Here is a 12,565-nt window from a genome sequence, read left to right as displayed (position 1 = left end):
TGAGGAGGAATTCGTTATGAGTGTGAACAAGCGCCTTGTTATGAAAATAGCAGCTGTATTTCTGGCGGCCGGTTTGACCGGCTGCGCCTCCAACGCGAATGTTGCGGAGCAAAACCCAGGCCAACTGGGAGAAGAAGGGGAAAAGCAGGCGCCTGCATTACGCATCGGACAGACGACTGCCGGGCAGCAGTATATTGAGGCATCTCCGGACATTAATAAGGATAAGTATGTAGAGAAAATCCGAGAGCTGTCGGGCATTAATATTCGAATAGATCCTTTGATTCCATGGCAGGATTATCAGCAGAAGATGAATCTGCTCTTCGCCGGAGGAGACTTGCCGGATTTGCTGCAAACCCAGGGGATTAATGTGGCCGAAGTAGCGCCGGCGGTAGACCATGGGGCCCTGCAGCCCTTGAACGATTTGATAGAAGAGCATGGTCCGAATCTGAAAAAGCACATCCCGGAGGAAGCCTGGAATTCTCCAAAGGTTAGCAAGGATGGAATCATCTACGGCATTCCGCAAATTAAGTTTGTTCCTAATGATCATGTGGTTTACATCCGCAAAGACTGGCTGGATGAATTAGGGCTGGAGCATCCGAAAACAGTCGATGATTACATCGAAATGCTCCGCGCCTTCAAGGAAGGCGATCCAAACGGGAACGGAAGGCCCGATGAAATTCCGGTTAGCGGCCGGGTCAATTTTGCATTCACCAATATTTTCTTTGGTGCCTATGATGTTATTCCGGACGGATGGAAATATGAAAATGACCAGCTGGTGCCTAATTTTATTCGGCCGGCTATGAAGGAGGCGCTGGAGGTTTATCAGCTTTTATATCAGGAAAAGCTGTTGGACAACGAGTTCATGGTTCAGCAGGGCAAGGATTGGGACGCCAAGATAAAAGGACAGGGAACGGTTGGCATGTGGCAGCATGCTGCGACTTATCCTGACAAATGGTTGATAGAGGTTCAGGCTAATACGCCATCTGCGGAGGTCGTCATTCTCCCGGCACCGGTCGGACCTGACGGCAAAGGCGGCGCCAGCAGAGGGTCAACGGTAGGGATGGTCTACGTCATTCCAACCTCGAATGAAAATCCCGAAATCGCTATCCGGTATCTGGACTGGTTGTTGAGCGATGAAGCGAAACGGCTTTTGACTTATGGAATAGAAGGACATAATTACACGATGGAAGGCAATCAAATTAAATATAACTATCCTACAACCCAGGAAGAAATTTACGAAGAACAGATGTACAACATTTTCCTGGATTACATGGGGCAGAGCTACCTGGAAAATGAAGAATTTATGGCAGGGCGCAATCACGGCGATCTCATTATCGAAGCTATGAGGATTGCCAATGAGGAAGGCCGGATCAACGATGGGCTGGATATGCCCGCTATGCCAACGATGCAGGCGCGGCCGGAGCTGGCTTTTGACGGTCTGTGGATGCAATTTGCGGCTAAAGTGCTGACAGGAGAAGAGTCGCTGGACGGATTTGACAAGTTCGTAGAGGACTGGAAAAAACGCGGCGGCAATGAGCTGATAGAGGAAGCTACCCAATGGTATAAAGAGACGTATAATAAATAAATGCGGCATCGGAGCGAAACCATCCTGAAGCAGTTGAATTCTGTGCTAATGTAACAACAGATGATCCGTCCGGGTCGATAATCAGGTTAGCTTGACCTAAGATGGGGCTGTCCAATAATTCTGGACAGCCCGAATTCGCTCAGGCCCGCTGCTGCGGTGCTACTATGCGATTTTCGCATACAATTTGCATCTGGCCGCACTCGGCGGCAAACGTATGAGGTTTATCACATACAATTCCCTCGGGTCCGCTGCTTGGGGTTTGCTTTTTCTAAGCTATGTTGAACGATCAATTTTCCGGACAGCTTCATCTTTTTATTATCTGTCTCGCATTTCTATCCAACGTTGTCTCTGCCGACTCTGTCCGTCCGCCCAGCTGAACTGCGGCCAATCCAGAGATAATGAGAACAATTCCCGCAATCTGGATCAGCGTCAGCGTATCTTCGAGCCATAGAGCGCCTAGTAGCGCCACAGCCAATACGCCTACTCCCGACCATACGGCGTAGCCAATAGCGATATTCATTCCATACCTAAGACTTAGTGAAAAGTTAAAATACGAGGCGACCGCAAACCCAATCGTTATAATCGTAGGCAAGGCTACGGTGAACCCTTCCGTGTAACGGGCGGCTATAGCCGCGACTACTTCTAGAAAAATGGCTAACATGAGGTATAAATAGGCCATAATGATAGCGCTCCTTCCTTAACTGAGAGAATGCATGCTTAAGAGGATGAATACTTAAGAGAATGAATACTTAAGAGAATGCATGCTTAAGAAATTTCATAGCGTTTGCTGAGAGGCCGCGTGTTACACAGCTCCAAGCTCTAACGCAGCAACTCCGGATAGAATCAGCATCACGCCCCACACTTGGGTTTTCGTCAGACGTTCTTTAAAAACAAACAGCCCATACATCGCGACGAGCACTACACCGCCTCCTGCCCAAATGGCGTAGCCTATCCCGATGTGCAATCCATACTGAAGGCTGACAGCGAATAAAAAATAAGAAAGCAGAATAGCGAGCACGGTTATGAGGCTGGGGATCAGTTTTTTGAAGCCGCCCGAATAACGGCTGGCAATCGCCCCCGTTACTTCAGCAAGTATGGTAACAGCTAGAAACAAATAGGCCATGTCCAGGCTCCCTCCTTGATTTGTTTACAAGTAGTATAAATGGAGCTGCGGTATCATGTATAATGATTGTTAACGATATAAATATCATTCATAATGATATCCGATAGCAAGGGGGCCATTATGGAGCTGAGCGATTTAAAGGTTTTTCAAGCTATTGCTGAAGAAGCGAGTATTTCCGGCGCGGCTAAGCGGTTGGACTATGTTCAGTCGAATGTGACGGCAAGACTCCGCAAGCTGGAAGAGGAGCTGGGTGTTGTTCTTTTTCGCAGAACGGTGAAGGGAATGACGATTACTGAGAAGGGCCAGCTATTCAGGCGGTATGCGGACTCTATCCTGCAAATGGCCGATGAGGCCGTTATGGCCGTCCAGGAGCAGGATCAGCCGGGCGGAACACTGCGAATAGGCGTTGTTGAAACGGTAACCTGTGGAAATTTCATGAATCTCCTGGCGGCATACCAAGCTCAAAATGAGCAAGTGTCCCTTCGATTAGAGACAGGCAATCCCCTTCAGCTGATGGAGAAAGTAAAGAACTATGAGCTGGATGGCGCTTTGGTAACGGGAGACATACCGAAAACAGCTTTTATCCTCGATTATGTGCAAACCGATGAAGTAGTTCTTTTGTCTGGCAAAGCGATAGATTTCGGAAATACACGGAATGCAGAAGAAGCGATGGAAATCAGCGCCCTTTCCGCGATCAAGTGGGCAGTTTCTCAAGAGGGTTGTCCGTTCAGAAGCAGGCTGGCACGGTGGCTGAAAGACGAGCAAGCCGCTCTAACGAATTTCATCGAAATTAGTTCCCTGGAAACGCTACTAAGCAGTGTGAAGGAAGGATTAGCCTGCACCCTTTTGCCAAAATCGGTGTTAAGCGGATCTTACGAGCATTTGCATGTGACCCCTGTTCCTGCTCCTTATACCTTCATCGAAACGGGGCTGATTCGCAGACAAGATAAGTATGTGAGCCGTGCCTATAAAGCTTTTGCCGAGCTGGTTAGGGAGCAGGGGTTGTAGTTAGCGAATATAGATTAGCTAATGGACGGGTGACTGCGAAAATGACCGGTATTGACCGCGCCCGTTCATTGGAGTTGTGGAAAAGGTGGATAAACAGTGGAAGCAGACGCGTTAGTGAATTTGCAGCAAGTCAGCAAGATATACGGAAACCGGGTGGTATTATCTAATGTCTCGTTGAGCGTTTCTCAAGGGGAGAGTGTGGTTATTCGGGGAAGCAACGGTTCGGGAAAAAGCACGCTGCTGCGCATAGCTGCCGGTTTGATTCCGATGACCAAGGGGAGTCGAACGGTTAAGCATGCTCAATTAGTGATCGGCTATACGCCTGATCGGTTATCCAAAGTGCCTGTGACCTCAGTACAATATTTGACCCATATGGGGCGGATAGCTAAAGTGCCTAATAAAGAGCTCCAGCAGCGGATTCGGGAGCTGCACGCGCTTTTTCAGCTGGAGCTCAGTCCAAGCTTAGAGATGACTCACTTTTCCAAGGGAATGCTGCAAAAGGTTAATCTGATGCAGGCGACCTTGCGGCCGCCGGATTTGCTCATCTTGGACGAGCCATTTTCAGGGCTGGATAAAGAGACGGCGCAGCACTTGATTGCTTTTCTTAAACAAATGAAAGCGGAGGGGACAGCGATTGTAGCTGCCGTCCATGATTCTTTGCTTGCCCGGCAGATGGAGAGCCGCAGCTGCTGGCTTCTTCGGGGAGAGCTGCGGGAAGATTTAAGAGAAGCTCTGCCGATGAGAGAAGCTCATTATGAATTACAATGTTATCTAAGTCCGTTATTCGCTCAGGACCTTATCGCAAGATTTCCGGATCTGAAGTACAGACAAGAGGAAAACGGGCTTGTCAGCTTGACCGTTACGCAGAACGATTATCGTGATATTCTGCTTGATATCGTTCACGAAGGCATAGAGATTGTCAATTTACAACGAAAGGAGACGGGGATGGACGCATGATCTCCTTACTCTCCTATATACATACCTGTTTAATCCGCTCTTATCTTTATGGTCCGCCGACCTTTGTCTACATTCTGGCTTTGATTTGGATTTATAGTATGGGGCCCAACCCCATTATGGAAAGCTATGCCGTGTCTGCTTCATTCCTATTTATCATTTCCGCGGTGCTGTGCTGCACGATCATTGATATTGAGTCTCCCAACCAGGAGTCGGTCACGCTGCTTCATGCCGGGAGTCTGCTTAAGCTTTACTCTTCAAAATTATTGTACAGCTGGCTGTTTACCTTGCCGCTGGCCGCTTTTGCGGTACTAATCCCCGTTGTCATGCGGAGTTTCGAGCGAAGCCCTAGCCTAGAGGAATTAGGAATGGCTCTATCCTATCACGCTGCTTTATCCTGGCTCGGCGTTTCCTTGGCTTGCTGGTTCAGCTCTAAATTTATCCGTTCGCGGGTCATGTCTTTTCTGCTGTTAAGCTTCGTAATTGTTATCACCTTTTGCGTACCCGTGATCGCAAATGCGCTCCCGGAACGGCTTAAGTCCCTAGTTCTGTTATTTCCGCCTCTAAATCAAACCGTTGCGGTTTTGACGGCCTATGATGCTGCGCCACTCTACATGAAATTGTTGGCGATAGGAGCACCTTTTGCATACGGAAGCGTACTGATGCTCCTGTTCTTGATCGTTATGCAAAAGCGCAAATTGGAGTACAGATAACGGTCGCTCATCGGCTAACTTTCAAATCACAAGTGAATAGCTGCTTGAGATCACAGGGACGGGATTATAAGCACGTTCTGCTGATCAGCGCAATAGCAAGGCCTTGCTTATCTTGTCATCGGCTTGTTCTTGTTGACTAAAGTAATTGACGATGAAATCGCGGAAAGCAATGGCGGCCTTGGACAAATAGCGGTCTTTGTGCCAGGCGATACGGTAAATTCTTTCCCCTGCAGTGTCCCGGATAGGCAGCTTAACTAAATTCAAGTCTTCAGCGCTTTTGCAGCCGCCAACGATGGCAATGCCTAGCCCCGAGCGTACCAGATTGGCGATGCTGGCCGGGTCGTCGGTTTCACATACCATTTTTGGGCGGAACCCCGCTTGATAGCAAAGGGTATCATTCATTCTACGCAGGGGTGAATTTTCTTTATAGCCTACAAACGGCTCGTCAGCTGCCTCGCTAAGATGAATTTCTTTGCGGTGAGCATATTTATGCCCGTGGGGCACAGCGAGATAAAGTTTCTCTCGGATTAAAGGAATTTCCTGAAAGCCGTTCTGGTGAATCGGTAACGATGTTAAATAATAATCAACTTCATGATTGCTCTCTACCTTTTGGAAATCGTCCATCGACAACTGAAACATTTGAAAGTGAACGTCGGGATTTTCCTGCAGAAAGCTCTGCAATGGCTCCCGCATTTGTTCCATATTCATGATCGCCAAGTGAATGCGGCCTTTTTGCAAGCCAGCCATGTCTTCTAATTCACGGCGTCCCTCATCGAGCAGGTGAAGGGCAGCCTTAGCTTTTCTCACAAACGCTTTGCCAAATGGATTCAACCTGATCTGCCGGGCTTTCCGTTCAAACAAAGGGACTCCCAAATCCTCCTCCAGCCGCTGAATCGTACGGCTTAATGCGGGTTGAGCAATATGAAGCTCTTCCGCGGCTTTTGTCATGTGCTCTAGCCGGGCTACGGTTAAAAATATTTAAGCTGAAGCAGTTCCATATATCCCCCACCTTATTATTGATTACATCAAGTATATCATTATATAGCTTATTATGTATTTTTTATAATAAATGGACCGTTTTATAATGGAACCGGATAAAGAAAAAGTGAGGAGGGATGAGCATGCAAGCAGCCGGCTTTCATTCACCGGGTCCTCCGGAGGTATTACAGGTGATGGACTTTCCGGATCCGGTTCCCGGGCCTGGCGAGGTTCGAGTCAAGGTCAAGGCAGCTGGTGTGCAGCCAGTCGACTGTGCCATCCGTGGTTACGGGTTTAGTCCGCCGGGAGCAAAACTTCAATATCCGCAAATTGTTGGAAATGAATTCGCGGGGATTGTCGATCAGGTAGGTGAAGGAGTGGAGGATTTTCAGATTGGCTGCGAAGTGATCGGCTGGTCATTATTATCATGCTGCGCACAGTATGTGGTTGTTCCTAGGGACCAATTGGTGATCAAGCCCAGGACAATGCCTTGGGAAGAAGCCGGGGTACTCAGCGCCTCCGGGCAGACGGCCCATACAGCCTTGAAAGAGCTTGAAGTAGGGGAAGGAGATACTGTGCTCATTCACGCTGCTGCGGGAGGCGTCGGAACCTTTGCCGTACAATTGGCTAGAGCATGGGGGGCAGTGGTCATTGGCACAGCCAGTCCGCGGAATCATGACTACTTGCATTCCTTAGGCGCAATTCCGGTGGCGTATGGAGAGGGCTTGGAAGACAGGGTGCGAGAGCTGGCTCCGCAAGGTATTGATGCCGCTTTGGACGCGGCAGGGGAAGAGGCTTTAAGAGCCTCGGTCAATCTGGTAAGCAATAAAGAGCGGATTGGCACCATAGTCTCATTCGACCTGTCTGAAAAGCTGGGAACCGTTCCGATCCGCAGTAAGCGAAGCGCAGCCCGTTTGAGCGAGCTCACCCGTCTATATGAGCAAGGTATGCTGCGCGTGACTATTGCCAGGGTGTTTCCTTTGCACGAGGCTGCCGCAGCCCATAGAGCTGTGGAGACCGGACATATCCGGGGCAAAATAGTTATTGCCATCAACTAGCTGGCTCGTATCGTGCTGCTTTGCTGATGAAACGTAGAATACTCTTGACGTATATGGTATAGATGCTAAACTATATATATGAAAACTAAACAGCTAACTCAATTAATTGGACGATTACTTCATCATGTAAAAGAAAACGAAAAGGTCCCCTTTTATGTAGCAGACGTCGGGGAGGTTACTCCTAGTGAAATGCACATCATTGAAAGAATTGGAGAGAAAACTACGGTCACGGGAAAGGAGATTAGTACAGAGTTAGACATTACGAAAGGAGCGGTTTCTCAGCTGGTTAGCAAACTAGAAAGCAAACAATTGCTTGTGCGCCAGCCGCATGCCGGGGATCAAAGAAGCCATTGCCTGATTCTTACCGAGAAAGGCAGACTGGCCTTCAGGCAGCATCAGCGCATCGCAGATGAATTTCACAAGCAAGTAGACCTAATGCTGACGAGAGAGGAAAGGGCAGGTTTTGAAAAGGGGCTGGAGGTCTTCATCCATTACCTGCAGAAATCGGTCAAAGAAAGAAGGAATTTGGATGAGAAATAAAATCCTGGTGATAGGAGGTCATGGTTATGTGGGCCAAATTATAGTCAAAAATCTTCTGAAAGCAGGCATAGATCATCTCGTTATCGGCGGGAGAAACACGCAAAAAATGCAGGAGTTTGTGCAGCAAACACGGAAATCTATTGCCTATCGAGTCATGGATTTAGAGGCCGGGATAGACTCTGGGCAGCTGGATGATGTACAGATGATTGTCATGTGCGTAGATCAGAAAAATATTAAGCTGGTGAAGCTCTGCATTGAACACAAAATTGATTATGTGGATATTTCCGCAAGAAGTGAAACCGTGGAAGCTATTCATCAGCTAGCTGCTGATAAAGAAGTATCGATTATTACTAACGTAGGCTTAGCGCCCGGTGTTACCAATTTGATGGTCAGGGAATATCTGCAGCTGGCGGGGCGGGAGAAAACAAAGGTCGCCATCGATATTATTTTGGGCATCGGGGATGCTCACGGTAAAGCTGCAGTAGAATGGACCTTCTCCCATATTAATGACCGCTATGCTTTATTGGGAGAAGAACAGGAGGTAGAAAGCTTTACAGAAGGTCGCAGTGTCAACTTTTTTCTTCCTGTTGGTAAAAAGAGGACGTACCGCCTTAACTTCGCGGATCAGCATACATTGCGAAGGGAATATCCGGGTGTAGCTGTAAGCACTTATTTGGGCTTTGATCTAAGCCTGGTCACCCGAATCCTGCATGGATTGAAAAAAATGCATCTGCTGAAGGTTCTCCAATCCGCTAGGTTTATTTCATTTATGCAAAAGATCATGGGACACAAACGCTTTGGCTCTGATGTATTTGCCGTGAAAGTGTCAAATGGAGGAGAACAAGACAGCCGCTCTCTTGTGGTGTATGGATATCAAGAAGCCCGCGTGACCGGAGAGGTGGCCGCATTCGTTGTCCAAAAGCTGCTAAAATCTCCCGAAAAATTCGGGATAGCCACTATTAGTGCAGTGTGCTCACTAAGTGAAGTTCTTAATAAGCTGGACTCTTTGAAGCTGGGAGGGAACAGGCTGGAGGACCAAGCTAAGGACCAAGGATTGACTTAATAATCCATGTTGAACGCTACTTCCCTTTCGCCTGCTGCTGGTTTCCATGCAGCTCTTTCAAGTGCTGGATATGGGTGAGCCCCCATTGATGCATGGCTTCCAGGATCGGCCGCATGCCTTTTCCGTATTCGGTAATCGAATATTCAACCTTCGGGGGAATCTGTGCATATACCTTGCGGTGGATAATATCATGGTACTCCAATTCCCTTAGCTGGGTGGTCAGCATTTTTTTGGTAATACCCGGAATAAGGCGCTGCAGCTCGCTGAACCGCAAGGTTTCTTTTTCAAAAATGTAAAAAAGAATAACCGGCTTCCATTTGCCGACAATAATATCAAGAGCAGTTTCGACAGTGCCATTGCATTCTTCAGCTGCCATGTAAGCCTCCTGTCAGGTATCCTGCAGGATACCAGGATACTAATTTGTGCCTACTTCCATTAATCTTTCCTGGAGATTATTATAACCATAGGTTCCAAATGAAAACAAGGAGAACGAAATTCGGCTGCTAGAGATGACCTCACGAAAGTTCTCAACTAATAAATGTTCATTTAAGGGGAGGAAAAAACGATGAGCAATCTGAACATCGGTATTATTTTGGGCAGTACCCGCGAAGGACGGGTTAGTCCGCAAGTAGGAGAATGGGTGAAAGGAATTGCCGATCAACGCGGAGATGCCAACTATGAAATCGTAGATATTGCTGAGTACAATCTGCCTTTCTTGGGAACCACAGATGGCACAGAGCCTGGCATTGCTGCCTGGAATGAGAAGCTGGACAGCCTGGATGGGTTTGTCTTTATCGTTCAAGAGTATAATCACAGCATTACTGGCGCTCTTAAAAATGCTCTGGATATGGCACGTGAAGCCTGGAACAACAAAGCGGCAGGAATTGTCAGCTACGGTTCTACAGGCGGAGCCCGCGCAGCTGAACATCTTCGCGGCATTCTGGGCGAATTGCTGGTTGCCGATGTACGCACCCACCCAACGCTTTCTCTGTTTACAGACTTTGAGAACTTCTCTGTATTCAAACCAGCCGAATTGCATTTGGTTAACGTCAATCAAATGCTGGATCAAGTCATCGCTTGGAGCGGGGCTTTAAAAACGATTAGAGCTTAATCGATCGATTCGCTTTTGTAGATGATTCTATATGCTAAATGCCTAGGCAAAGGGCCATTGCCGGTTTTCCGTTACAGGAAGACCGGTTTTTTGATTTTATGGAGCTTATAGTAGAATCAAACCATGGCTTTCTTTTGCGTTTTATAGAGGTTTGTCTAGCCTGGATGCCAGCTGATGTCAGCTTGGATGCCAGCACACTATATACATTTCTGTTTGCAGGAGGAACTATAAATGTTGAACTATAGATAGGTAAACCTCAAGATAAAGTGAAGGATTCAAATTATAAAAAAAGCAGGTGAAGATAAATGCAAGACTTCGATGCTGTCTACAAGAATTACCGGTCTTTTCTTTTTTCAATCGCTTATCAGATGCTGGGCACCATTTCCGACGCCGAGGACGTGATTCATGATGTATTTCACTTGCTTCAGCATAAGGCGAATCTGGATCAGGTTAAAGATCTCAAGGCTTACCTGGCAAAAATGACGACAAACCGCTGCCTGAATCTGCTTCGGTCCGCCCGCAAGCGAAGAGAGGTATATACCGGGGAGTGGCTGCCGGAACCCCAGGTTAGCCATTTTGATACACCTGCGGATAAGGTGATGACTGGAGAAGCGGTGTCCTATGCGTTTCTCGTTATGCTCGATTTGCTTTCTCCATTGGAAAGAGCGGTGTTTATTTTACGGGAAGCGCTGGAGTTTAGCTATGACGATATTGCCCCCATCATTGAAAAAACGGAAAGCAACACGAGAAAGATCTACAGCCGGGCCAAACAAAAGCTGCAAAAGGATATTCCGGCACATCCACAACGGTCGGAGCAAGTGGATTTATTGGCGGATGCATTCCTCAAAGCAGCATCGACCGGCCAATTCACGGAATTGATTGATCTCCTGACAGAAGATGTTGTGCTGGTAAGTGACGGTGGCGGCAAAGTCAGAGCCGCTATCCAGCCGATTGTGAGCAAAACACGTGTGGCGGCCTTCCTGACAGGAATTTCGGGCAAGGGAAGCTTTTTGGGGGAGATCTACCCGGTTATGGTTAACGGCCAGAAGGGTGTATTACAGGTGCTTGAAGGGAAGCCCAAAAAAGTGATTTGCTTTGAAGGGAGCGCTGATCGAGGGCTTATCCAAACCATATTTATTATGTTAAATCCGGATAAATTAAAGCATGTTGTCACACCATGAACCTCTATTTTGTCTTATTAGGGAAATGAAATAATTAAACAAATGGAGGTTGCCACTATGAAGCAACGTGTCAATTACTTGCAAACCAACCGGGAATTTCTTCAGTTAATGCTGCAAGTGGAGGAGTACAAGAAAACAACCGGGTTCGATAGCAAGTTAATCGAATTGATCAAAATTCGCGCGTCTCAATTGAACGGCTGTGCGTATTGCCTGGATATGCATACCAAGGATGCCAGGGCGATCGGCGAATCGGAACAACGAATTTACTGCTTGAATGCCTGGCGCGAATCGCCATTCTATAGTGATGCGGAAAGAGCAGCCCTGGAACTGACGGAAGCCGTTACCGAAATCTCGGCTCACGGTGTGCCTAATGAGCTGTATGAGCGAGTCCGTCTGCACTTTGATGAGAAACAATATATTGATCTGGTTGCCCTCATTATCACGATTAATGGATGGAATCGTCTAGCGATTGCAGCTGGAAACGTTCCGGGGAGCTATCGGCCTGCGAAATAACCATCCCCTTGGACTCTGTCTGGAGAAATTGGGCAGCTGTACTTGAGAGCCAAGCACTCTCCCGGGCGAATATCATAAGCTAACATATAAGACTTATGACTAGCAGGGAGGAAAAAGTTATGTATTACACCCGCACCCCGGGGACCTATTATCAGCCCAATCATTATGCTTACCCGCCGGATTCTATGTGGAGGGGCTGGAGATGGCCCTATGAATTTGGTTATGTGCAGCGGCAGCAAACTGATTTTGGCAGACAACCCTATGTCCTTAATATCGACGAGGCCGCCCGTGCCAACAGCACATACCGCACTGCTATATGGACAGGTGAACATCTGCAGGTTACGCTAATGAGTATTCCGGTTGGAGATGATATCGGATTGGAAATGCATTCCGATACAGATCAATTTCTGAGGATTGAACAGGGGCAGGGGGTCGTGCAAATGGGGAAAAGCCCGGATCAATTGGAGTTCGTCCGCCATGCAGGGGACAACTTCGCCATTATGATACCTGCCGGCACATGGCACAATGTGATCAACACCGGAGCTGTACCGCTGAAGCTCTATTCGATTTATGCTCCGCCGCATCATCCCTTTGGTACGGTGCATGAAACGAAGGCGGCAGCAATGGAACAAGAGGAGCTTGCCCTCTAAGGCTCGCTAGGAGGCTCACGATTTATCGTGGATATCCAGCGCGCGGTGTCTCGCAGCATGACGGCGGTCGGTCGACCGCCTTGCAAGG

At 47.9% G+C, this 12,565-nt stretch carries 15 protein-coding genes; 11 read left to right on the top strand and 4 right to left on the bottom strand.

Features of this window, described 5'->3' with window-relative positions:
* The first annotated feature begins 16 nt into the window (after positions 1–16).
* Positions 17–1,585 (top strand): extracellular solute-binding protein, encoded by a 1,569-nt coding sequence (locus tag PSHG_RS20640; protein ID WP_010277126.1) that lies wholly within the window; start codon positions 17–19, stop codon positions 1,583–1,585.
* 304 nt (positions 1,586–1,889) lie between these two features.
* Here PSHG_RS20640 and PSHG_RS28520 read toward each other — a convergent pair whose 3' ends face one another.
* Positions 1,890–2,264 (bottom strand): DMT family transporter, encoded by a 375-nt coding sequence (locus PSHG_RS28520; RefSeq protein WP_010277123.1) that lies wholly within the window; start codon positions 2,262–2,264, stop codon positions 1,890–1,892.
* Positions 2,265–2,387: 123 nt separating this feature from the next.
* Positions 2,388–2,708: a DMT family transporter gene (locus tag PSHG_RS20630; protein ID WP_010277121.1), complete on the bottom strand. Its 321-nt coding sequence runs from the start codon at positions 2,706–2,708 to the stop codon at positions 2,388–2,390.
* A gap of 120 nt (positions 2,709–2,828) precedes the next feature.
* Between PSHG_RS20630 and PSHG_RS20625 the strand changes: the two genes are divergently transcribed.
* The 3 genes from PSHG_RS20625 (at position 2,829) to PSHG_RS20615 (ending at position 5,383) form a co-directional block, all read left to right on the top strand.
* Complete coding sequence (locus PSHG_RS20625) at positions 2,829–3,716, top strand: LysR family transcriptional regulator (RefSeq protein WP_010277119.1); 888 nt, start codon at positions 2,829–2,831, stop codon at positions 3,714–3,716.
* A 96-nt stretch (positions 3,717–3,812) separates the two neighbouring features.
* Positions 3,813–4,673, top strand: a complete 861-nt coding sequence (locus PSHG_RS20620) for an ATP-binding cassette domain-containing protein (protein ID WP_010277116.1) — start codon at positions 3,813–3,815, stop codon at positions 4,671–4,673.
* The gene (locus PSHG_RS20615) at positions 4,670–5,383 is read left to right on the top strand and encodes a hypothetical protein (protein ID WP_026021510.1); all 714 of its coding nucleotides are present in this window, start codon (positions 4,670–4,672) and stop codon (positions 5,381–5,383) included. Before PSHG_RS20620 ends, PSHG_RS20615 begins: the two co-directional genes overlap by 4 nt.
* A gap of 84 nt (positions 5,384–5,467) precedes the next feature.
* Here the strand turns inward: PSHG_RS20615 and PSHG_RS28515 are convergent, their stop codons facing one another.
* A complete protein-coding gene (locus PSHG_RS28515; RefSeq protein WP_010277115.1) occupies positions 5,468–6,331 on the bottom strand; it encodes a LysR family transcriptional regulator in 864 nt (287 codons plus the stop codon).
* A 173-nt stretch (positions 6,332–6,504) separates the two neighbouring features.
* On the opposite strand from PSHG_RS28515, the gene PSHG_RS20605 reads away from it, so the two are divergent.
* The 3 genes from PSHG_RS20605 (at position 6,505) to PSHG_RS20595 (ending at position 9,022) form a co-directional block, all read left to right on the top strand.
* A complete protein-coding gene (locus PSHG_RS20605) occupies positions 6,505–7,419 on the top strand; it encodes an NADP-dependent oxidoreductase (RefSeq protein WP_010277113.1) in 915 nt (304 codons plus the stop codon).
* 78 nt (positions 7,420–7,497) lie between these two features.
* Positions 7,498–7,959, top strand: a complete 462-nt coding sequence (locus PSHG_RS28510; RefSeq protein WP_042122429.1) for a MarR family winged helix-turn-helix transcriptional regulator — start codon at positions 7,498–7,500, stop codon at positions 7,957–7,959.
* Positions 7,949–9,022 (top strand): saccharopine dehydrogenase NADP-binding domain-containing protein, encoded by a 1,074-nt coding sequence (locus PSHG_RS20595; protein WP_010277107.1) that lies wholly within the window; start codon positions 7,949–7,951, stop codon positions 9,020–9,022. Before PSHG_RS28510 ends, PSHG_RS20595 begins: the two co-directional genes overlap by 11 nt.
* Positions 9,023–9,038: 16 nt before the next feature.
* Here the strand turns inward: PSHG_RS20595 and PSHG_RS20590 are convergent, their stop codons facing one another.
* Positions 9,039–9,398: a winged helix-turn-helix transcriptional regulator gene (locus PSHG_RS20590; protein WP_010277105.1), complete on the bottom strand. Its 360-nt coding sequence runs from the start codon at positions 9,396–9,398 to the stop codon at positions 9,039–9,041.
* A gap of 189 nt (positions 9,399–9,587) precedes the next feature.
* On the opposite strand from PSHG_RS20590, the gene PSHG_RS20585 reads away from it, so the two are divergent.
* The 4 genes from PSHG_RS20585 (at position 9,588) to PSHG_RS20570 (ending at position 12,477) form a co-directional block, all read left to right on the top strand.
* Positions 9,588–10,133 (top strand): NADPH-dependent FMN reductase, encoded by a 546-nt coding sequence (locus tag PSHG_RS20585; RefSeq protein ID WP_010277103.1) that lies wholly within the window; start codon positions 9,588–9,590, stop codon positions 10,131–10,133.
* A gap of 305 nt (positions 10,134–10,438) precedes the next feature.
* Entirely contained in the window at positions 10,439–11,314 is an 876-nt protein-coding gene (locus PSHG_RS20580; RefSeq protein ID WP_010277097.1) for an RNA polymerase sigma-70 factor, read from the top strand.
* 57 nt (positions 11,315–11,371) lie between these two features.
* Complete coding sequence (locus tag PSHG_RS20575; protein ID WP_010277094.1) at positions 11,372–11,827, top strand: carboxymuconolactone decarboxylase family protein; 456 nt, start codon at positions 11,372–11,374, stop codon at positions 11,825–11,827.
* A gap of 119 nt (positions 11,828–11,946) precedes the next feature.
* On the top strand, positions 11,947–12,477 hold the full coding sequence (locus PSHG_RS20570; protein ID WP_010277090.1) for a cupin domain-containing protein: 531 nt from the start codon (positions 11,947–11,949) through the stop codon (positions 12,475–12,477).
* Positions 12,478–12,565: the final 88 nt, after the last annotated feature.

The sequence above is a fragment of the Paenibacillus senegalensis JC66 genome (assembly GCF_000285515.1).
GTDB classification, from domain to species: domain Bacteria; phylum Bacillota; class Bacilli; order Paenibacillales; family NBRC-103111; genus Paenibacillus_L; species Paenibacillus_L senegalensis.
This window is presented reverse-complemented; position numbering and strand designations above follow the sequence as displayed.

Coding starts and splice junctions, on each gene's coding strand:
- PSHG_RS20640 (WP_010277126.1), top strand. CDS start 17: ATGAGTGTGAACAAGCGCCTTGTTATGAAAATAGCAGCTGTATTTCTG.
- PSHG_RS28520 (WP_010277123.1), bottom strand. CDS start 2,264: ATGGCCTATTTATACCTCATGTTAGCCATTTTTCTAGAAGTAGTCGCG.
- PSHG_RS20630 (WP_010277121.1), bottom strand. CDS start 2,708: ATGGCCTATTTGTTTCTAGCTGTTACCATACTTGCTGAAGTAACGGGG.
- PSHG_RS20625 (WP_010277119.1), top strand. CDS start 2,829: ATGGAGCTGAGCGATTTAAAGGTTTTTCAAGCTATTGCTGAAGAAGCG.
- PSHG_RS20615 (WP_026021510.1), top strand. CDS start 4,670: ATGATCTCCTTACTCTCCTATATACATACCTGTTTAATCCGCTCTTAT.
- PSHG_RS28515 (WP_010277115.1), bottom strand. CDS start 6,331: ATGACAAAAGCCGCGGAAGAGCTTCATATTGCTCAACCCGCATTAAGC.
- PSHG_RS20605 (WP_010277113.1), top strand. CDS start 6,505: ATGCAAGCAGCCGGCTTTCATTCACCGGGTCCTCCGGAGGTATTACAG.
- PSHG_RS28510 (WP_042122429.1), top strand. CDS start 7,498: ATGAAAACTAAACAGCTAACTCAATTAATTGGACGATTACTTCATCAT.
- PSHG_RS20595 (WP_010277107.1), top strand. CDS start 7,949: ATGAGAAATAAAATCCTGGTGATAGGAGGTCATGGTTATGTGGGCCAA.
- PSHG_RS20590 (WP_010277105.1), bottom strand. CDS start 9,398: ATGGCAGCTGAAGAATGCAATGGCACTGTCGAAACTGCTCTTGATATT.
- PSHG_RS20585 (WP_010277103.1), top strand. CDS start 9,588: ATGAGCAATCTGAACATCGGTATTATTTTGGGCAGTACCCGCGAAGGA.
- PSHG_RS20580 (WP_010277097.1), top strand. CDS start 10,439: ATGCAAGACTTCGATGCTGTCTACAAGAATTACCGGTCTTTTCTTTTT.
- PSHG_RS20575 (WP_010277094.1), top strand. CDS start 11,372: ATGAAGCAACGTGTCAATTACTTGCAAACCAACCGGGAATTTCTTCAG.
- PSHG_RS20570 (WP_010277090.1), top strand. CDS start 11,947: ATGTATTACACCCGCACCCCGGGGACCTATTATCAGCCCAATCATTAT.